Origin of the sequence: Pseudomonas sp. TNT2022 ID1044, assembly GCF_028656895.1 — a bacterium.
Taxonomy (GTDB): domain Bacteria; phylum Pseudomonadota; class Gammaproteobacteria; order Pseudomonadales; family Pseudomonadaceae; genus Aquipseudomonas; species Aquipseudomonas reinekei.
The window spans coordinates 202,870-222,641 of sequence record NZ_JAMDHB010000010.1 but is presented as its reverse complement, the minus strand read 5'-3'; the positions used below and the strand labels follow the sequence as shown (position 1 = coordinate 222,641).

Sequence of the window (19,772 nt, the reverse complement as noted above, 5' to 3'; positions counted from 1 at the left end):
TTGAAGCTTAAGGCGCGTACGTCAGCAACAGCTCGGCCGGCACTTTGAAGTCCAGGGACATCATCACGCTCAACGCGGTAATGGTGAAGATCGAGAACACGAACAGCTTGCGTGCCCAGACCGTGTCATCCACTGCCTTGTAGCCGGTCCAGGCCATGTACAACCAGTACATGCCCATGGCCGCGGCGACGGCGAGGTAGCTCATGCCGGCGTAGCCGCTGAAGGTCAGCATCAAGGTCGCCACGAGGAAGGCCAGGATGTAGAGCAGGATGTGCTTCTTGGCCACTTGAATCCCGCGCTTCACTGGCAGCACCGGAATCGATGCGGCCAGGTAATCGTTGAAGCGGAAGATCGCGATGGCGTAGGAATGCGGCATCTGCCACAGGCTGAACATCACCAACAGGGTCAGTGCGGCCATGTCGAAGGTGTTGCTCACCGCGACATAACCGATCACCGGCGGCATGGCGCCCGACAGACTGCCCACCAGCGTGCCGTGAACCGACTTGCGCTTGAGGTACAGGCTGTAGAAGCCGACGTAGATCACGAAGCCGATCACGGCGAACAAAGCGGCCAACGGGTTGGCCACCTTGTACAACAACGCAACGCCGAGAACACCCAGGACGGTCGCATAGATCAGGGCCAGTTTCAGGGAGATGAGGCCCTGGACCAGCACACGGTTCTTGGTGCGCTCCATCTTGATGTCGATGTCGCGGTCGATGCAGTTGTTGAACACGCAACCGGAGGCGACGACCAGGGAAGTGCCGATCATGGCGGCCAGAAACACGGCCAGATCGACATGCCCTTTCGAGGCCAGGAAGAACCCGCCTGCCACAGAAAGCACGTTACCGAAAATGATCCCCGGTTTGGTGATTTGGATAAAGTGCTTGAGCGACATCGGGTCTACCTCACTTCGCCATCATGTACGTGTGGATGCTGAACATGATCCACAGCGACAAGCCAACCAGCAGCACGATCACGATGGCCGTAAAGACGAACGCGATCACGTTGTTACGCTGAGCGATGGAACGGTCCAGGTGCAGGAAGTAATACAGGTGAACGATCACCTGGATCACTGCGAACAGCAGAACGATTGCCAGCGTGGTGGCCTTCGGCAGGCTCGGGTACATCACCAGACCGAACGGGATGACGGTCAGGATCACCGAAAGGATGAAGCCGATGGCGTACGACTTTACGCTGCCGTGGCCAGCATCATGGCTGTCATGGGAGTGTGCATTAGCCATTACAGGGTCCCCATCAGATAGACAACGGTGAAGACGCAGATCCAGACCACGTCCAGGAAGTGCCAGAACAGGCTCAGGCAGCTCAGGCGAGTCTTGTTGGTCGACGTCAGGCCCTTTTTCTGCACCTGATACATCATGATCGCCATCCAGATCAGACCGGCCGAAACGTGCAGACCGTGAGTACCGACCAGGGTGAAGAACGCGGACAGGAAGCCTGAACGGCTAGGGCCGTAGCCTTCGGCGATCAAGATATGGAACTCGTTGATCTCCATCGCGATAAAGCCTGCGCCCAACAGGAAGGTCATGCCCAGCCAGGTCAGCACCGCTTTCTTGTTGCCCTTGTACAACGCCAGCATGGCGAAGCCGTAGGTGATCGAACTGAACAACAGCAGAGCGGTTTCGCCCAGCACGTATGGCAGTTCGAAGATGTCGTGGCCCGACGGGCCACCCGCTACGTTGTTAACCAGTACCGCGTATACCGCGAAGATCGACGCAAACAGAATGCAGTCGGTCATCAGGTAGAGCCAGAAACCGTATACGGTCATCTCGCCCGAGTCGTGGTGGTGGTCATCGTGCCCATGGTCACCATGGGCGTGTCCAACATTGGTCACTAAGTTCGACATGGTTTAAGCCTGTTCCAACGAGGTTTCAACACGGGTGGCGGTGGCCGGGATTTTCCCTGCCGCGACCAGACGCTTGTGCTGCTCGGCTTCGATGCGCTCGATCGTTTCAACCGGGACCATATAGCCCTGGTCGTCACGTGCAGCGTGAATCACGAAGTAGACGACAGTGCCTACCAGGCTCGCGATGGCCAGCCACCAGATGTGCCAGATCATGGCAAAACCGAAGACGGTCAACAGCGCGCCCATCACAACGCCAGTGGCGGTGTTGTTCGGCATGTGGATCGGCTCGTACTTGGCCGGACGCTGGTACGCGGTACCGTCTTCCTTGGCTTCGGTGAACGGGTCGATGCAGTCGGCCTTAGGCAGCACAGCGAAGTTGTAGAACGGTGGTGGCGACGAGGTCGACCATTCCAGAGTGTGGGCATTCCACGGGTCACCGTGTTCGCACATGTTTTCTGGCTTGTTGCGGTCACGCACACTGACGTACAGCTGGATCAGTTGGCAGGCGATACCGAAGGCGATCATCACCGCACCGAACATGGCGACGTACAGGTACGGCACCCACTCAGGGTTGGTGGTGGCGTTCAGACGACGGGTCATGCCCATGAAGCCCAGTGCATAGAGCGGCATGAAGGCGACGAAGAAGCCCGAGATCCAGAACCAGAACGCTGCTTTACCCCAGCCTTCGTGCAGCTTGAAGCCGAACGCTTTCGGGAAGTAGAACGCGAAACCTGCGATGTAACCGAATACCGCACCGCCGATGATCACGTTGTGGAAGTGCGCGATCACGAACAGGCTGTTGTGCAGAACGAAGTCAGCACCCGGGATGGCCAGCAGTACGCCGGTCATGCCGCCGATGGCGAAGGTCACCATGAAGCCCAGGGTCCACAGCACCTGGCTGGTGAAACGCAGACGGCCCTGGTAGATGGTGAACAGCCAGTTGAATAGCTTCACGCCCGTCGGGATGGAAATCAGCATCGTCGCCAGACCGAAGAAGGCGTTGACGCTTGCACCCGAACCCATGGTGAAGAAGTGGTGCAGCCAAACCATGAAGCCCAGTACCGAGATCGCGCCCGAGGCGTAGATCATCGAGTGGTGGCCGAACAGTTTCTTGCCGGTGAAGGCGGAGATGACTTCCGAGAAAATGCCGAATGCCGGCAGGATCAGGATGTACACCTCAGGGTGACCCCACGCCCAGAACAGGTTGACGTACATCATTGGATTGCCACCAAGTTCATTGGTGAAAATGTGGAAATCCATGTAACGGTCAAGCGTCAACAGTGCCAGGGTAGCGGTCAGGATCGGGAACGAAGCCACGATCAGGACGTTGGCCCAGGTGCAGGTCCAGGTGAAGATCGGCATGTCCATCAGCTTCATGCCAGGGGTACGCATTTTCAGCACGGTGGCCAGGAAGTTAACCCCCGTCAGCGTCGTACCTAACCCGGATAGCTGTAGCGCCCAGATGTAGTAATCCATCCCCACGCCAGGACTGTATTGCAGGCCCGACAGCGGCGGATAGGCAACCCAACCGGTCTTGGCGAATTCGCCGACGCCCAGGGACAGGTTGATCAGCACGACGCCGGAAACCAGCAGCCAGAAGCTCAGGGAGTTCAGGAACGGGAAGGCAACGTCACGCGCGCCGATCTGCAGCGGCACTGCAAGGTTCATCAGGCCGGTGAAGAATGGCATCGCCATGAAGATGATCATGATCACACCGTGAGCGGTGAAGATCTGGTCATAGTGTTCAGGTGGCAGGTAGCCAGGCGAACCCTCGGTGGCCATGGCCAGCTGGGTACGCATCATGATGGCGTCGGCAAAGCCGCGCAGCAGCATGACCATGGCGACGATGATGTACATCACGCCGATTTTCTTGTGGTCGACCGACGTCAGCCACTCGGTCCACAGGTAGGTCCACTTCTTGAAGTAGGTGATTGCAGCGAACAGTGCCAGACCGCCGAGCGCGATCATGGCGATGGTCACCATTACGATCGGCTCGTGGAACGGGACCGCTTCCCAACTTAATTTACCAAACATCGTTTACTCCTCTGCCCCGGCAGCTGAATGCGAGTTCATGTCCGTAGCGGCCACTTCTTTCTCTTTCTTCTCGTGCTTCACCTTAGGGCCCGGTTTCATGCCTTCGTACTTGTCGACGATGATCTGGAACAGGTTCGGCGTCACCGAGGAGTAGAGCTCGACTGGGTTGTTCTGGCTCTGCTTGGAAAGGGCTGCGTATTCAGCTTGTTCAAGCTGTTTAGGTGCCTTTTTGACTTCACTTACCCAGGCGTCGAAATCTTCCTGGGAAGTTGCGATAGCCTTGAATTTCATACCGGTGAAACCGGCACCGCTGTAGTTGGCGGAGATGCCTTCCATTTCAGCGTTGCGGTCAGCGATCAGGTGCAGCTTGGTCTGCATGCCCGCCATCGCGTAGATCTGGCCACCCAGGCCCGGGATGAAGAACGAGTTCATCACGGCGTCGGAGGTGATCTTGAAGTTGATTGGCGTGTGCGCCGGGAACACGATCTTGTTGACCGTGGCAATGCCTTGTTCCGGGTAGATGAACAGCCACTTCCAGTCCAGCGCGACCACTTCGATGGTCACCGGCTTCACGTCGGATTCGATCGGACGGTATGGGTCCAGCTCGTGGGTCGACTTGTAGGTGATGTAACCCAGGGCAATGATGATCAACACCGGAACAGTCCACACCGCGATCTCGATCTTGGTGGAGTGGTTCCACTTGGGCGTGTAGGTCGCCTTGGTGTTGGACGCGCGGTATTTCCAGGCGAACAGGAAGGTCATGACGATGACCGGAACCACGACCAACAGCATCAGCAGCGTTGCGGTGATGATCAGGTTTTTCTGTTCCAGGCCAACCTGGCCCGTGGGATTGAGCAAGGTCATGTTGCAGCCTCCCAGCAACAACGTGCCGAGCAGCGGCAATAAGCCTAGTAGTCTGGGGTACCTGTTTTTACTCATCTCACGACCTCTAAAGCAGCTTGCGCAATGCAGTTGGGTTTTGATCGCCAACACTTCACCCTGCCAAGGGTTGGCATTTTCTTTGGATTGAATAAGGGCTGCCCGTCGAGCGTCAGACGCGTTTCGACAAATCCTGGGCCAGCGGTGAGTTCTTATTCGAATTCGTGGTCAAAGGCCTTGTTACAGACCAATTCCATTTGGTGCGGATAGTTGGAGGCACCGACACCTGGGAGTCGCATGAAGCCGCCCGGCCTCTCGACACCCTGATTCTGCTCAAACACCTTCAGGGGTGAGCAGCGCCGGGAATTCAGTGCGGGCGATTGTAGTTATGTAGCGTTTTTTAAACCATGTCTCATCCCGAAATAATTTATATCCCGAGTCGCAACAATGCTTCGCCGAACGCGTAAAAGCGGCGCATCTTATCGAAATTAATTCTCAACAAAAACACCAAAAAATGTAGGTCTACCACAGGCGATTCAGACAGTATCAACGCCTTGGCGACGACACTCCACCTGGCGCAAGCCCCCATATGACAAGGGCTCTGGCAAATCGCCAGACCTTGTTAAAACTGCCTGCTCCAGACGGGTAAAGGGCCCAGTCGACATACCGAGAAACAGTCCGATTCCATTGCAACATCGCATGCCAATCCGCTGCCTTGAGCGCCACTGCGCCACTCAAGATGTGACAACGTGTCGCACACCTGTCGCACCTCTGGTTGCCGCCCGTCAGGGTCTTTTTAGCTGACCTTTGAAACACAAAAACGCCCCGGCCCTCTCTGCGAGGACCGGGGCGTTTTTTGTTCTACAAAACCATGTGACGGCGAATCTCAGTGCAGCGCCTTGCGGTTACGCAGGGTCAGCAGCGGCACCAGAATCACCACCAGCACAAAGGCAACCAAGGCCCACTGCGCCAGCGACAAACCGAGAATCGGCGGGTACGGCGTGGAGCAGAAACCGTCGACCTGGAAGCCCAGCGGGAATATCTTCGCCAGCGGCAAACCGTCGACAATTGGCTGCAACACGTCGATGCCACAGCTGACGGCCGGGTAGAACTGCGTATAGACGTGATGCCCCGCGACGCCGACGCCGGCCAGGGCGCAAATCACCACCAGGGTTTCAAAAATCGTGATGCTGCGACGATTGCGCATGGCCGCGCCGATAAAGGCGAAGATGGCGATCAACAGCAACGCGTAACGCTGCAGGATGCACAGCGGGCATGGCGCCTCGCCCAGTACGATTTGCATGTACAGCGCGCCGCCGATCAGTGCCAGGCAGATGATGCCCAGCAACACCAGATAGCGCCGTTCACGGCCCAACCGCATTGTTTCCTCGCTCATCGCGTTTCCCTTCAAGGTATCGAATGCCCGCCAGTCTACACGCTGGGCGCGTGCCGGGGGATGTCGGGGGAATAGACGATAAACGGGTTAAGAAGGGATTAACTTTTGAAGGTTTCAAGAAATGAAACCGAGGTGAAGCCATCGCGAGCAAGCTCCCACTGGGTTTGATTACGACGCGACCCCAGCAGGAGCGAGCTTGCTCGCGATAAAGGTGCCGCGGTGAGCGTGACGCTCCGCGGCAAACCGGTTACTCCAGCGCCGAAGCCGGGCCGAAGAACTCATAGCGGCTTTGCTTCTCCGGCACACCCAAGGCTTTGAGGTGACGCTTGATCGCTGCCATGAAGCCTTTCGGCCCGAGGAAATAAGCGTCCACGTCGCGCTCTTGCGGCAGCCATTCGCCCAGTTGCTCCTGGCTCAACAGCCCGACCTTGTGCGCCGCCGGGCTCACGCCGTCATCTTCGGCATAGCAGTAGAAGCGCTTGAGCTGCGGATGACGCTCGGCCAATCCATCGATCCAGTCGCGGAAGGCGTGAACGCTGCCATTGCGCGCGCAGTGGATGAAGTGCACCGGCCGCTCGGTCTGCAGCGCCGCTTCGAGCATCGCCAGGGTCGGGGTGATGCCGACACCGCCGCTGATCAGCACCAGCGGTTTGTCACTGGCGGTCAGGGTGAACTCGCCCGATGGCGGGAACAGCTCGATGGTCGACCCCACGTGCAATTGATCATGCAGGAAGTTGGAGGCGCGGCCACCGGCCTCGCGCTTGACGCTGATGCGGTACTGGCCTTTGTTCGCCAGGGCCGACAGCGAGTAGTTGCGACGGATTTCTTCGCCATCGAGGATCAGTTTCATGCCGATGTACTGACCCGGTTCAGCCGCCAGAATCAAACCTTTGTCCACCGGTTCGAAGTAGAACGAGGTGATTTCCGCGCTTTCTTCGATCTTGGCCGCGACGATGAATTCCCGCGCCCCGCGCCAGCCGCCCGGTGCCTGTTCTTTCTGGTCATAGATGCTGGTTTCAGCGCCGATCAGGATGTCAGCCAGCTGACCGTAAGCCGCGCCCCACGCTGCGATCACTTCCGGTGTGGCGATTTCTTCGCCGAGCACTTCGGCGATCGCACGCAGCAGGCAGGTGCCTACAATCGGGTAGTGCTCCGGGAGAATCTGCAGGGCCACGTGCTTGTTGATGATCTTCGCCACCAGGTCGCCCAACTGGTCGAGCTGGTCGATATGGCGTGCGTACATCAGCACACCGTTGGCCAGTGCACGCGGCTGGTCACCCGTGGCCTGGTGGGCCTGGTTGAACAGCGGGCGGACTTGCGGGTACTCGGACAGCATCATGCGGTAGAAGTGGGTGATCAGGGCTTCGCCACCGCTTTCCAGCAGCGGCACAGTGGATTTAACGATGGCACGGTCTTGGACGCTAAGCATAAAGTGACTCCTGAGCAACGAGGGTTTCTGAACTATTGCCCTATGCTTATCAGGTTCCGTGCCAACAATTAAAACCATATAAATCAACAACTTAAAAACAAGATAGTCATAACGACACAGCCTGACTTATAGTCACACCGACTACATGGAGTCACTATGACTGCGAAATCTTTGCTCACCGCCCTACTGCCCCTGGTCTCGGACCTGTCTCGCGAACTGCCGGAAGGCGAGCGCTATCGACGCCTGCTCGAAGCCATGCGCGCCCTCCTGCCCTGCGATGCCGCTGCCCTGCTGCGCCTTGATGGCGAATGGCTGGTGCCGCTGGCCGTCGACGGCTTGAGCACCGACACCCTCGGCCGACGCTTCAAGGTCAGCGAACACCCGCGCTTCGAAGCGTTGCTCAGCAGCCCCGGCCCCACCCGCTTTGCTGCCGACAGCGACATGCCCGATCCGTACGACGGCCTGGTCGATGGCCTCGATGAACATCTGGAAGTCCACGATTGCATGGGTTGCCCGTTGCTTATCGACGAGCGGCCATGGGGCTTGCTGACCCTCGACGCCCTCGACCCGGAGCAATTCGAACCGATCGAGCTGGACGCCCTCGAAGCATTCGCCAGCCTCGCCGCCGCGACGGTCAACGCCGTCGAGCGCATCGAACGCCTGAACAATCGCGTCGAAGATGAACACCAGCGCGCCGAGGTTTACCGTCAGGCCAGCGGCCAGCAAAACCGCGAAATGATCGGCCAGAGCAAAGCGCTCAAGCGGCTGGTAGAGGAAATCAATCTGGTGGGCGGCAGCGACCTGACGGTGCTTATCACCGGGGAAACCGGGGTCGGCAAGGAGCTGGTGGCACAGGCCATCCATGCCGCCTCCCCGCGCGCCGACAAGCCGATCATCAGCCTCAATTGCGCTGCGTTGCCCGATACGCTGGTGGAAAGTGAGTTGTTCGGCCACGTGCGCGGCGCCTTCACCGGGGCGATGAATGATCGACGGGGCAAGTTCGAGCTGGCCAATGGCGGCACGTTGTTTCTCGATGAAGTCGGTGAGCTGTCGTTGACGGTACAGGCCAAACTGCTGCGCGTGTTGCAAAGCGGCCAGTTGCAGCGCCTGGGCTCGGACAAGGAACATCAGGTCGACGTACGACTGATCGCCGCGACCAACCGCGACCTGGCCGAAGAAGTGCGCAGCGGCCGCTATCGCGCCGACTTCTATCACCGCCTCAGTGTTTATCCTTTATTAGTGCCGGCGTTGCGTGACCGTGGCCGCGATGTGCTGCTGCTCAGCGGTTACTTTCTGGAGCAGAACCGTTCGCGCATGGGCCTCAACAGCCTGCGCCTCAATAGCGATGCCCAAGCCGCGTTGCTCGCCTACGACTGGCCCGGCAACGTGCGGGAACTGGAACACCTGATCGGCCGCAGCGCGCTGAAGGCCCTGGGTAACTGCAAGGAGCGGCCGAAGATTCTCAGCTTGAGCGCGGCTGATCTGGACCTGCCCAACGGCAGCATCGAAGCCCCCACCGAGCAACCGGCGGCCGCCGCGATGGCGTTGGTGACGGGTGATTTGCGCGAAGCGACAGAGAATTATCAACGCCAGTTGATCGGCGCGTGCCTGGAGCGGCACAACAACAATTGGGCCAGTGCCGCCCGAGAGCTAGGCCTGGATCGGGCGAATCTTGGGCGCATGGCCAAAAGGTTGGGCATGAAGTAACCCCATTGTGGCGACCAATTGACTGGCGGCCGGCAATTAACCTAAAGCCTGCCCCCGACAAGTCGATAACCCGGCATCGATAGCTGTTGGCGATCCTCGCGGTCGCCCGTCACCTTTTTCCACAGAAGGTTCTTATGTCCTCCACCAAAGCCCGCGCAGACTCACTTTCGCTTCTGCTGTTTACCTTGCGCAGCGGCAAGTTGATGGCGATCAACCTGCTCAAAGTCAGCGAGATCATTCCCTGCCCGCCGCTGACCAAGCTGCCGGAGTCGCACCCGCATGTGAAGGGTATCGCCACCTTGCGCGGTGCCTCGCTGTCGGTGATCGACCTCAGCCGCGCCATCGGCGAACGTCCGCTGGAAGATCCGAACGGTGGTTGCCTGATCGTCACCGATGTCAGTCGTTCCAAGCAGGGCCTGCACGTTCAGGCGGTGAGCAAGATCGTCCATTGCCTGACCACTGACATCCGCCCGCCGCCCTTCGGCTCGGGCGGCGGGCGCTCGTACATCACCGGGGTGACCTCGGTCGACGGCACGCTGGTGCAGGTGCTGGACATCGAAAAAGTCATCCACGGTATCGCCCCGGTGCAGATCGAACAGGCGCCGACCGAGCTCAGCATGGAAGACGCCGAAGTATTGGGCAGCGCGCGGATTCTGGTGGTCGATGACAGCCAGGTCGCCCTGCAGCAATCGGTGCACACCCTGCGCAACCTCGGCCTGCAATGTCACACCGCACGCAGCGCCAAGGAAGCCATCGATTGCCTGCTGGACCTGCAAGGCACCGCACAGCAGATCAACCTGATTGTCTCCGACATCGAAATGTCCGAGATGGACGGCTACGCCTTCACCCGCACCCTGCGCGAAACCCCGGACTTCGCGCACCTCTACGTGCTGCTGCACACCTCGCTGGACAGCGCGATGAACAGCGAAAAGGCGCGATTGGCCGGAGCGAACGCGGTGCTGACCAAGTTCTCCTCGCCGGAACTGACCAAATGCCTGATCGACGCGGCCAAGGCCGTGGCCGAACAGGGTCACTGAGGCGTGGCCGAGGACTATTGCTGGTTGATGCGGCGCGACCTCGCCGAGGTTGTGCCGGCCTTCGACTGGCCCGCAGACATTCAATTGCGCGACTACCATCCCGAGCTTGCCGAAGCGGTGCATCGCTTGATGGATCTGGGCTACCGCGACGGCGGTGGTCGGGTGCCCGCGCTGATGCCTTGGCAGCAGCGGTTCGAAACCGACCCCGAATACGATCCCGCGCTGTGCTTCGTTGCACTGGATCGTGAAGGCGTGGTTGCCGTGTGCCAGTGCTGGACCAGCGCCTACATCAAGAATCTGGTGGTGCATCCACGGGCGCAACGCCGAGGGCTGGGGCGCTTACTGTTGCTGCATGCCTTCAAGGTGTTTCAGCAAAGACACGAGGGTTTTGTGGATTTGAAAGTGCTGGAAGACAACCGGCGGGCGCGGCGGCTGTATGAAAGTGTCGGGATGTTCGAGGTCCGCCGGGAACCGGTTCCGCTCTGACATACTCACACCTTGGCCTTCAACTGCCCAAGGATCCCTGAACAATGAGAACCGCTACCCTGGCATTCCTCTGCCTCACCGCCCTCGCCGCCCAGGCCCACGCCTCCAGTCCGGATGCCTGGGCCGCCTACGACAAAACCGTACTCGCCAGCTGCACCAAGGCCAGCGGCCTGAAAGAGGCCAAAGCCGTCGGCAACGCAGCGCAATTCGATGATCGTGTGGGCTACACCGCGCTGCTGCTGCAAGGCCAGTACCCGCAAAAACACATGAAAGGCGCACAAGGCACCGAGCTGTGCCTGTACAACAAGAAAAGCAAAACCGCCTACGTCACCGAGTGGGACTCCATCCGCCCGGCCGCCAAGGCGCAGTGAGTGGCGCATAACTTGCTTCGATAGCGGTTTGTACGGCGGCATTCTGTCGCCGATTCATACCCTCGGATGCGACTGACCGCTCAATGAATACGACGTTTTCCTGCGTAGGCTGCGGCAAATGCTGCAATGACCACCATGTGCCCCTGACCCTGCCCGAAGCCCGCATGTGGGCGGCCGACGGGGGTCAGGTGATTGTGCTGGCGGAGGCCTTTCTCAGCGGTGGCCTGGGCTTGCCGGCGCAACAGCGTGAACACGCCGAACGCCGTTCGGCGCTGGTTCGCAGCGCCGACGCCGAGGCTTACGTCGCCATCACCTTTGCCGCCTACAACGTCGGCCCCTGCCGGAATCTTGACGAAGACAACCTCTGCCGCATCTATGAGCGTCGGCCGTTGGTGTGCCGCATTTATCCGATGGAGATCAATCCGCACATTCCACTGAACACCGCCGTGAAGGAATGCCCACCCGAGTCGTGGCAAAAAGGCCCGGACCTGATCGTCGGCGGCGAACTCGTCGACCGGGAACTGTCGGAGTTGATCCTGCGGTCCCGTCAGGCGGATCGCGATGATATCCAGATGAAAGACGCTATTTGTGCGCTGCTGGGGTTTCGCACCGCCGCGCTAAAGGGCGATGGATTCACCGCTTTCCTGCCGGACATGAACGAGTTCGCCACGATCATCGACGAACTGACCGGGCAGACGTTGCCAGAGTGGAGCAGCGAGTGGCAGTTCCATGTCTCGGGAGAGGATATTGCCGGGCAGGTCGTTGCAGCCGGAGCGCAGGTGGCGACGGATGCGCCAGCGAACTATGCGTTTATTTCATTGCGGGCGGCTTGATCCGAAAGATTCTGCGCCAGTGATGGCCTCATCGCGAGCAAGCTCGCTCCCACAGGGTGACGCGTTCTTTCATGAGAATGCGATCACATGTGGAAGCGAGCTTGCTCGCGATGGCGGCAGATTGAGCGACGCAAGTTCTGGAGCTTAGCGCTTACCCATCGAACGCCGAGTCCCCGGAGGCGCCATGCCTGGGGTTTTAGTGTGGCCGTTCTTGGCGCCGTTTTTGTACCACGGCTGGTTGGAGCCCTTGGCGGACGCCAGTTCACCCGGTTTGAACGGGAACTTGAACGCCGGGATTTCGGCTTTGGTTTCGCTCTCGACGCGGGTGTCGAGGCTTTCGCTCGGGACGTCGTCGACCGGCGGTTGTTTCGGGGAAGTCATGAAAGCTCCGGGGTGCTGCGCAAAGTGTCGGGCCCGGTCAGCGAGCCGCGAAAGGCGCCAGTATAGCGGAAGGGCAGCTAGAAGCTTCAAGCTGCAAACCACAAGTTAAAAACCACGGTAGCGCCTTTTGGACTTGCGGCTGAACGGCTGAAACTTGTAGCTTGCTAAGCATTCCCGCCCGACGAGCCCGCCTCCATGAAAAAAACCGTCCTCGCCTTCAGCCGCGTCACGCCTGAGATGGTCGAACGCCTGCAACAAGACTTCGATGTCATCGTGCCGAACCCGAAAAACGGCGACATCAATGCCCAATTCAATGAAGCCCTGCCCCACGCCCACGGCCTGATCGGCGTCGGCCGCAAGCTCGGGCGTGCGCAACTGGAGAACGCCGCGAAACTGGAAGTGGTGTCCAGCGTCTCGGTGGGCTACGACAACTATGATGTGGCGTACCTGAGCGAACGCGGGATCATGCTGACCAACACCCCGGACGTGCTCACCGAAAGTACCGCCGACCTGGCCTTCGCCCTGCTGATGAGCAGCGCCCGCCGCGTCGCCGAACTGGACGCCTGGACCAAGGCTGGCCAATGGCAGGCCACCGTCGGCGCGCAGCTGTTCGGTTGCGATGTGCATGGCAAGACCCTGGGCATCGTCGGCATGGGCAACATCGGCGCGGCCATCGCCCGCCGCGGTCGCCTGGGTTTCAACATGCCGATCCTCTACAGCGGTAACAGCCGCAAGACCGCGCTGGAACAGGAACTCGGCGCGCAGTTCCGCAGCCTGGATCAGCTGCTGGCCGAAGCCGACTTCGTGTGCCTGGTGGTGCCGCTGAGCGAAAAAACCAAACACTTGATCAGCCATCGCGAACTGGCGCTGATGAAGCCAAGCGCCATTCTGGTGAACATTTCCCGTGGGCCGGTGGTGGACGAGCCAGCGCTGATCGAAGCGCTGCAAACCAGCCGCATTCGTGGCGCCGGGCTGGATGTCTACGAAAAGGAACCGCTGGCCGAATCGCCGCTGTTCCAGCTGAAAAACGCAGTGACCTTGCCGCACATCGGCTCCGCCACGCACGAGACTCGCGAAGCGATGGCCAACCGCGCCCTGGCCAACCTGCGCAGTGCCCTGCTCGGTGAACGGCCGCAGGACCTGGTGAACCCACAAGTCTGGAAGGGCTAAAGCAAAACGGGCAGGCGCCAGACACGCCTGCCCGTTAATCCTCCGGTGGCTTCACGCCAACTTGCCAGTGCCCTGCATCATGGGTGCCTTGGGTTTACGGAACACCAGCACGTTCCCCAGCATCACCATCACCAGCCCGGCGAGTGCCGGCGCGGTCCACTGATAGCCCTCGGCAAACGCCGAGACATTCAGCGCCACCACCGGGAACAGCACGGTGCAATAAGCCGCGCGTTCCGGCCCCATGCGACCGACCAGCGTCAGGTACGCGGTAAAACCGATCACCGAGCCTGGTATCACCAGATACAGCAACGAACCGATGTAGCGCGCATTCCATTCCATGTCGAACGGAATGCCGTTGACCAGGCACCACACCGACAACATCGCCGCCCCGTAAGCCATGCCCCAGGCATTGGTGGTCAATGGCCTGAGCCCGGCTTTCTGTTGCAGGCTCGAGAGCATGTTGCCCGCCGAGAAACACAAGGTGCCGAGCAACGCCAGGCCCAACCCGAGCAAGGTCTGCGGGCTGGCGGTGTGGCCCGCGAGTTCCGGCCAGAACAACAGGCCCAGCCCGAGCAAGCCCAACGCACCGCCCATCAGCACATTGCGGGCGATTTTCTGGCTGAAGAACACCCGCGCATTGAGGGCGTTCCACAGGGTCGCGGTGGAAAACACCACGGCCACCAGGCCGCTGGGAATCCACTGACTCGCCGTCAGGAAGCACATGAAGTTGATGCAAAACAGGCACAGCCCTTGCGCCAGGCAGATCAGATGTCCACGGCGGTTCATCACTTGCAGCTTGCGGCTGAGCAACAACATGACGAACAGGATCAGCGCGGCAAGGCCGAAGCGATAGACGATCGACACGGGAATCGCCACCACGCCCAGCTGCCATTTCAGGGCAATCCAGGTGGTGCCCCAGATCAGCACGGTCAACAGGTATAACGACAGGTTCATGGCACAGGCTCCTCGATAGGTGCCCAGTGTCTTGCGCGGTGCCTTGGCGCACTTGCATAAACTTGCGCTTTTGTCGTACGACGGGCTGGCAGGCGCAGGTCTACGGAGTAGGATGCAAGGCGTCAGAGAGAACCGATCATGGCCGCACTGGATACCCTACAAGTCTTTCAAGCCCTCAACCGCTCGCCGAATGCTCGCCTTGAGCACAGCGCCGAGCTCGGTGACGGCTTGTCCGCCGCCTTGTGGAGCAATCACCACGACGCCCAGGATTACGAAGCGCCGAGTCATCACACGCTGTCGTGCTACATCGCCGGCGGCACCGGTACTTTCCGCCGCGACCGGCCCGGCAACAAGGGCGGTCCGGACAAGTTGTGCATCCTGCCCGCCGACCATCAGTCAGGCTGGGTGATCAACGGCGACATTCGCCTGGCCCACCTGTATTTCAGCCCCGAACAATTTGCCCTCGGCTGCGTCACCCTGCTTGACCGTGAACCACGGGAGTTGCAGCTGCGCGAGCAGACGTTTCTCGATGACCCGCAGCAGGCCGCGCGTTTTCGCCAGTTGATCACCCTCAACTGGGACGAACCGGGCGAACGCCTGCTCACCAGCAGCCTGGCCCACGAGATTCTCAGCCATGCCTTGCTCAGCCAGGTCAGCGCGCGTTCGGGGTTGCGCCTCAAGGGTGGTTTGGCAGCCCGTCAACGGCGGCTGTTGGTGGAGTACATCGACAGTCATCTGGACCAGGCCATCAGCCTGGGCCAGTTGGCAGCGTTGTGCGCGTTGTCGGAATACCACTTTGCGCGGATGTTCCGTGAAAGCTTCGGTCTGCCACCGCATCAATATGTATTGGCGCGACGCCTGCACCGGGCGCGGGAATTGTTGCGTTCGACTTCGCAGCCGTTGGGCGAGATTGCGTTGGCGTGCGGATTTGCCAGTGCCAGTCACTTTACCAATCGGTTTCGGCAGGCGTTGGGTGCGGCGCCAGGCGAATATCGGCAGGCGTTTTTGCGCTGACTGTGCCGCCGTCATCGCGAGCAGGCTCGCTCCCACAGGGACCGCGTCCTTTCATGAGAAGGAGATCAACTGTGGGCGCTGGCCTGCCAGCGATGAACGATGACACGGTGGCCGATCAGAACTCCAACGTGCTCGACAACGTCACCTGCCGCGAATCCCCCATCGACACAAAGAACCGGCTCGCCGACGAGGTGTAGTACGTGCGGTCAAACAGGTTCTTCACGTTGAGCTGAAACTTGACCTTCTGCCCATCAAGCCGGGTGTCGTAGGTGGCGAACGCATCGGCGACGGTGTAGCTCGGCAGTTCGAAATCATTCACGGCGTTGCCTGCCCGTTCCCCGACGTAACGCGCGCCCGCGCCGACCCGCAGCTGATCGCCGCCAATGACCCGCCCGAAATCGTAGACCGCTGACAGCGAGCCACTGTTCCTGGCCACGTTTTGCAGTTTCTTGCCTTTGTAGTCCGGGTCTTCGGTCACTTCGGCGTCGGTGTAGGCGTAGCTGCCGATCATGCTCCAGCGGTCACTCAACTGACCGCTCAAATCCACTTCCAGACCACGGGAACGTACCTCACCCGCGGCGCTGTAGAGCGTCACCGGGCCTTCGGCGTTGGCCACCAGCACGTTGCGTTTCTTGATGTCGAACAGTGCGATGTTGCCGGTGACGCGCCCCGGCATGTCGAGCCGGGCACCGACTTCCCAGGATTTCGCTTCTTCCGGCGCGATGCTGCCATCGAGCACAGTGCTGCTGCCGCTCAGCGGGGCGATGGTCGAGTTGGGTTTGAACGACTCGGTATAGCTGCCGTAGAACGACAGCTCATCGGTGTAGCGATAAACGAGGCCAGCGCGCGGCACCCATTTCTGCCCGTTGCTGTCGGTATTGGCCTTGAACGGCACACCTTTGCCAGCGTACTGGTCGTACTCCTGGAAACGCCCGCCAGCCACCAGAATCCATTGATCGGTGAGGTGAATCGAATCCTGTAAAAACACCGAATCGCTGCGCAGGATATCGGTCTGGGCGCTGTCGGCCGGGCTGACCGTGGTGCCTTCGACTTCACGACCGTACACCGGGTTGAGGTAGCTGAAAGTGGTCAGGCTTTTCTGCCGGATCAGGTCGGCACGGTAGATTTTGCGGTACTCGTCATCGATGCCGAACACCAGGTCATGGCGCATGCCCGCGACATCAACGTTGCCTTCCAGGCTTGCCGTGGTGAAGCGGTCGGTACTGAGCGCATTCTGCGTGCCGTCCATGCTGCGGGTCAGCGTGCCTTTTCGGGTGTCGATAGCGGTAACGCGCACCTGGCTGGCATCGTAGGTTTCGCGGTTCCAGCTGTAGCCGAAGTGGGCTTTCCAGTTGTCGTTGAGCTCGTGGTCGGCCTCGAAGTGATAGAGGTCCGAGCGCCCTTCCATGTCGTTGAACGGTTCGTCGAGACGGCGATCCCGGGGGATGTCCAACGGGTGGTTATCACGCGGGTCGATCACCGTGCCACGGTCGAACGGGGTGAGGAACTCGCGGTGTTCGTAGGCGAACAACAACTGGGTGTTTTCACCGAACCAGGCCAGCGATGGCGCGACCAAAGTCTCGCGATGCACGCCGTAGTTGCGCCAGTAATCTTCGTCTTCGTGGTCCAGCACCATGCGATACGCCAGCCCGGTATCACCCAACGCTCCAGTGCTGTCGAACGTGCCGCCGCTGCCATTCTTGCCTTCGCCATAGGTCGAGCCACGCACGGTCAATGCGTTGTATTGCTCAAGCTCCGGCTTCTTGCTGACCATATTGACCACGCCACCCGGGTCCTGAATGCCGTATAGCAGCGAGGCCGGGCCCTTGAGCACTTCGACCCGATCCACGGTGGCGTTCATGCCACGGCCCTGCACGATCGGCATGCCGTCGCGCATGATCGAACCGTTGCGGTTGTCGCCGAAGCCGCGGGTCATCACCGAATCCTGGGTACTGCCCAGCGTGTTGCCCTGGGTGATGCCGCTGACATTGGCCAGCGCATCATCCAGATTGCGCGGTGCCTGATCGCGAATGACCTGGGCTGCGACCACGTTGACGGTCTGCGGAATTTCCTGAAGCGGCGCCGAAGTTCGCATCACCGAACTGACAGGGGGCGGCTGGTAGCTGGTGGACGGGTCCATCACCGAAGTGATGGTGGTGGCGCCCAGGTTCAGCGCGCCTTCGGCAGGCAGCGGTTCCAGGGCCATGGTATGGCCGTCGGTGCGCCGGAAGGTGAAGCCCGATCCGCTGAGCAATTGCTGCAGGGCCTGTTCGGCGCTCATCTGGCCACTGACTGCCGGGGCATTGAGGCTGTAAGGCGCTTCATCGGTATAGACGACGCTGATGCCCGTCACCCGGCTGAAATCGCTCAGGGCCTGGGGCAGCGGTTTGGCGGTCAGCGAAAAGCTGAACTGCGTCTGTTGCTGCGCACCGGCCTGCGCGGCCACCGCCACGCTCAGCGGCAGCAACGCCAACGCCGAGAAACCCAGCGCCGTAACACCCAACCATTGTTTGACCGAACCCGATTTTGCCCTGGACTTCATGACTCATGACCTGTGTAGAACCGCAACGGATGCGAATGACTCGCAGTTTCAGTCACTACACGGATGGCGTTCGGTTTTACCTCAGCAGAAAGTTGAAAATATTTTTTGACGTCGAGTCAACGCAAAATAATCAGGCGCCCCAACACCTGATGCTGCTCAAACCCCAAAACGCCCTGCAAAGAATTCAGCACCGCTTGCGGGTCCTTGCTCGGAAAGCTGCCACTGACCCGGCGCTTGGCCAGTTCATCGTCAAGCAGCACGATCCGCCCCGGGTGATAGCGGCGTAAATCCTCCACCACATCGGCCAGCGTCGCCTTGTAGTAATTGAGCCAACCCTGACGCCAGGCCAACTGCGCTTCGCTGTCCACTGCATGGCGTTTTTCCGCCGAGCCATTGCCGTACGCCACTTGCTGGCCCGCCGTGAGAATTTGCTGCTCGGCGTTCTTGTCCGCCGTCACACCTACCCGCCCGGACAACACGGTGACCTGCGCGCCATGGGGTTGCAGGCGTACTTCAAACTGCGTGCCCAACACCCGCGCCTGGCCCTTTTCGGCATCGACCACAAACGGTTCGCCAGTGTGGGTTACACGGAAGAAACCGGCACCGCGCCGCACCTGCACATGCCGTTCACCGCCACTGAAATCCACGGCGATGGCGCTGTCGGCATCCAGGGTGACTTGCGATTGATCGGCCAGGGTGACGGTACGGATTTCTCCCGGTGCCGAGACATAATCGGCCCCCAGATCATCGACCCAGCGCGACGGCTGCCACCCACTGCCGAGGCTGATCATCAGCAACAGGCAAGCCGCCATCGCCAGCGCACCGGACCAACGCCGAACACTGCTGCGCCGCGAACGGTTCATGGCATTGAGATATCCCTGCAGGGCAAAGGCGTCTTCGTCGGCCAAGGTGCGCGCCGGCAATTCACTCAGTTCCCACAGCACTTGCGCACGGGCATAGGCTTCGCCGTGCGCAGGGTCAGCCTTCAGCCACTGGCTGAAAGCGGCCTGGTCGCCACTGCTCGGCTGGTCGTGCAACACGCTCAGCCAGGCCAGCGCTTGCTGTTCCTGGGCAGGCGTGGGCAGGATGCGTTCGATGGTCTTCACAGTGCTTTCCCTGGCGTGCGCGGTTCGGGCTCCCTCAAGCTTGCCTTGCAAGCTTCGAGCGCGCGCATCATATGTTTTTCCACCGCACTTTGGGACAAGCCCATGGCCTTGGCGATCTCGGCGTATTTGCGGCCATGAATGCGATTGAGCAAAAAAATCTGTCGCGTACGCTCGGGCAACGCACGCAACGCCGCTTCGACATGGCGCAAATCATTGCCCGCCTCCAGCGCGGCTTGCGGTTCGCCACCCACACTGTCCGACGGCTGCGCCATCAAGCCTTCGCTGGCACGCACCCGAGTGCCTTCACTGCGCAAATGGTCGATGGCAATGTTGCCGGCGCATCGAAGCAGATAGGTGCTCAGCTCCTCGACCTGCACCAGCGGCCGGCGCCAGAAACGCAGGAACAGGTCCTGCACCAAATCGGCCGCAGTTGCCTGGCAACCGACGCGACGGCTGACCAACGCCTCCATTTGCGAACGTTGCGACAGGAACACCTGAAGAAAATGTGCGCGGTCGCCGGGCTGTCCATCGCGCTCGATTTCACCGGACTCGGGAGGGTGGCTGATCAT

Annotated in this window: 19 protein-coding genes; 7 read left to right on the top strand and 12 right to left on the bottom strand. The window is 60.3% G+C overall.

Translation table 11 applies throughout. The annotated features are described in order from the left end of the window. Positions 1-7 precede the first annotated feature (7 nt). The 7 genes from cyoE to hmpA all read right to left on the bottom strand — a co-directional run bounded on the left by cyoE (position 8) and on the right by hmpA (position 7,602). Positions 8-895 carry a heme o synthase gene (cyoE, locus tag M5G20_RS15895; RefSeq protein ID WP_150703705.1) on the bottom strand — a complete coding sequence of 296 codons (888 nt, stop codon included), beginning with the start codon at positions 893-895 and terminating at the stop codon, positions 8-10. A gap of 10 nt (positions 896-905) precedes the next feature. Then, positions 906-1,241 carry a cytochrome o ubiquinol oxidase subunit IV gene (cyoD, locus tag M5G20_RS15890; protein WP_007916940.1) on the bottom strand — a complete coding sequence of 112 codons (336 nt, stop codon included), beginning with the start codon at positions 1,239-1,241 and terminating at the stop codon, positions 906-908. After that, on the bottom strand, positions 1,241-1,864 hold the full coding sequence (locus tag M5G20_RS15885; protein ID WP_046820450.1) for a cytochrome o ubiquinol oxidase subunit III: 624 nt from the start codon (positions 1,862-1,864) through the stop codon (positions 1,241-1,243). The genes cyoD and M5G20_RS15885 overlap by 1 nt, the downstream gene beginning before the upstream one ends. A gap of 3 nt (positions 1,865-1,867) precedes the next feature. Further along, positions 1,868-3,898, bottom strand: a complete 2,031-nt coding sequence (gene cyoB / locus M5G20_RS15880; protein WP_150731893.1) for a cytochrome o ubiquinol oxidase subunit I — start codon at positions 3,896-3,898, stop codon at positions 1,868-1,870. A 3-nt stretch (positions 3,899-3,901) separates the two neighbouring features. Beyond that, positions 3,902-4,837: a ubiquinol oxidase subunit II gene (cyoA, locus tag M5G20_RS15875; RefSeq protein ID WP_150731892.1), complete on the bottom strand. Its 936-nt coding sequence runs from the start codon at positions 4,835-4,837 to the stop codon at positions 3,902-3,904. Between the two features lie 826 nt (positions 4,838-5,663). After that, positions 5,664-6,173 (bottom strand): disulfide bond formation protein B, encoded by a 510-nt coding sequence (locus M5G20_RS15870; RefSeq protein WP_273919850.1) that lies wholly within the window; start codon positions 6,171-6,173, stop codon positions 5,664-5,666. A 247-nt stretch (positions 6,174-6,420) separates the two neighbouring features. Then, complete coding sequence (gene hmpA, locus M5G20_RS15865) at positions 6,421-7,602, bottom strand: NO-inducible flavohemoprotein (RefSeq protein ID WP_273919848.1); 1,182 nt, start codon at positions 7,600-7,602, stop codon at positions 6,421-6,423. A 156-nt stretch (positions 7,603-7,758) separates the two neighbouring features. Between hmpA and norR the strand changes: the two genes are divergently transcribed. The 5 genes from norR (at position 7,759) to M5G20_RS15840 (ending at position 12,036) form a co-directional block, all read left to right on the top strand. Further along, positions 7,759-9,309 (top strand): nitric oxide reductase transcriptional regulator NorR, encoded by a 1,551-nt coding sequence (gene norR / locus M5G20_RS15860; RefSeq protein WP_150731889.1) that lies wholly within the window; start codon positions 7,759-7,761, stop codon positions 9,307-9,309. A gap of 134 nt (positions 9,310-9,443) precedes the next feature. Continuing rightward, a complete protein-coding gene (locus M5G20_RS15855; RefSeq protein WP_273919846.1) occupies positions 9,444-10,346 on the top strand; it encodes a chemotaxis protein CheV in 903 nt (300 codons plus the stop codon). A 27-nt stretch (positions 10,347-10,373) separates the two neighbouring features. After that, entirely contained in the window at positions 10,374-10,832 is a 459-nt protein-coding gene (locus tag M5G20_RS15850; protein WP_273919985.1) for a GNAT family N-acetyltransferase, read from the top strand. Positions 10,833-10,876: 44 nt separating this feature from the next. Next, positions 10,877-11,203 (top strand): hypothetical protein, encoded by a 327-nt coding sequence (locus tag M5G20_RS15845; protein WP_273919845.1) that lies wholly within the window; start codon positions 10,877-10,879, stop codon positions 11,201-11,203. 83 nt (positions 11,204-11,286) lie between these two features. Continuing rightward, the gene (locus M5G20_RS15840; protein ID WP_273919844.1) at positions 11,287-12,036 is read left to right on the top strand and encodes a YkgJ family cysteine cluster protein; all 750 of its coding nucleotides are present in this window, start codon (positions 11,287-11,289) and stop codon (positions 12,034-12,036) included. 144 nt (positions 12,037-12,180) lie between these two features. On the opposite strand, the gene M5G20_RS15835 is transcribed toward M5G20_RS15840, so the two are convergent. Continuing rightward, on the bottom strand, positions 12,181-12,417 hold the full coding sequence (locus M5G20_RS15835; protein WP_273919843.1) for a hypothetical protein: 237 nt from the start codon (positions 12,415-12,417) through the stop codon (positions 12,181-12,183). A gap of 195 nt (positions 12,418-12,612) precedes the next feature. Here M5G20_RS15835 and M5G20_RS15830 point away from each other — a divergent pair, with 195 nt between their 5' ends. Beyond that, complete coding sequence (locus M5G20_RS15830; RefSeq protein ID WP_273919842.1) at positions 12,613-13,587, top strand: 2-hydroxyacid dehydrogenase; 975 nt, start codon at positions 12,613-12,615, stop codon at positions 13,585-13,587. Between the two features lie 51 nt (positions 13,588-13,638). Here M5G20_RS15830 and M5G20_RS15825 read toward each other — a convergent pair whose 3' ends face one another. Further along, positions 13,639-14,541 carry a DMT family transporter gene (locus M5G20_RS15825; protein ID WP_273919841.1) on the bottom strand — a complete coding sequence of 301 codons (903 nt, stop codon included), beginning with the start codon at positions 14,539-14,541 and terminating at the stop codon, positions 13,639-13,641. Positions 14,542-14,679: 138 nt separating this feature from the next. Here M5G20_RS15825 and M5G20_RS15820 point away from each other — a divergent pair, with 138 nt between their 5' ends. Further along, entirely contained in the window at positions 14,680-15,555 is an 876-nt protein-coding gene (locus M5G20_RS15820) for an AraC family transcriptional regulator (RefSeq protein ID WP_273919840.1), read from the top strand. Positions 15,556-15,670: 115 nt separating this feature from the next. On the opposite strand, the gene M5G20_RS15815 is transcribed toward M5G20_RS15820, so the two are convergent. The 3 genes from M5G20_RS15815 to M5G20_RS15805 form a co-directional block, all read right to left on the bottom strand. Continuing rightward, positions 15,671-18,097: a TonB-dependent siderophore receptor gene (locus tag M5G20_RS15815; protein ID WP_273919838.1), complete on the bottom strand. Its 2,427-nt coding sequence runs from the start codon at positions 18,095-18,097 to the stop codon at positions 15,671-15,673. Positions 18,098-18,213: 116 nt separating this feature from the next. Further along, complete coding sequence (locus M5G20_RS15810) at positions 18,214-19,203, bottom strand: FecR family protein (RefSeq protein WP_273919837.1); 990 nt, start codon at positions 19,201-19,203, stop codon at positions 18,214-18,216. Continuing rightward, the gene (locus M5G20_RS15805; protein ID WP_273919836.1) at positions 19,200-19,772 is read right to left on the bottom strand and encodes an RNA polymerase sigma factor; all 573 of its coding nucleotides are present in this window, start codon (positions 19,770-19,772) and stop codon (positions 19,200-19,202) included. Before M5G20_RS15805 ends, M5G20_RS15810 begins: the two co-directional genes overlap by 4 nt.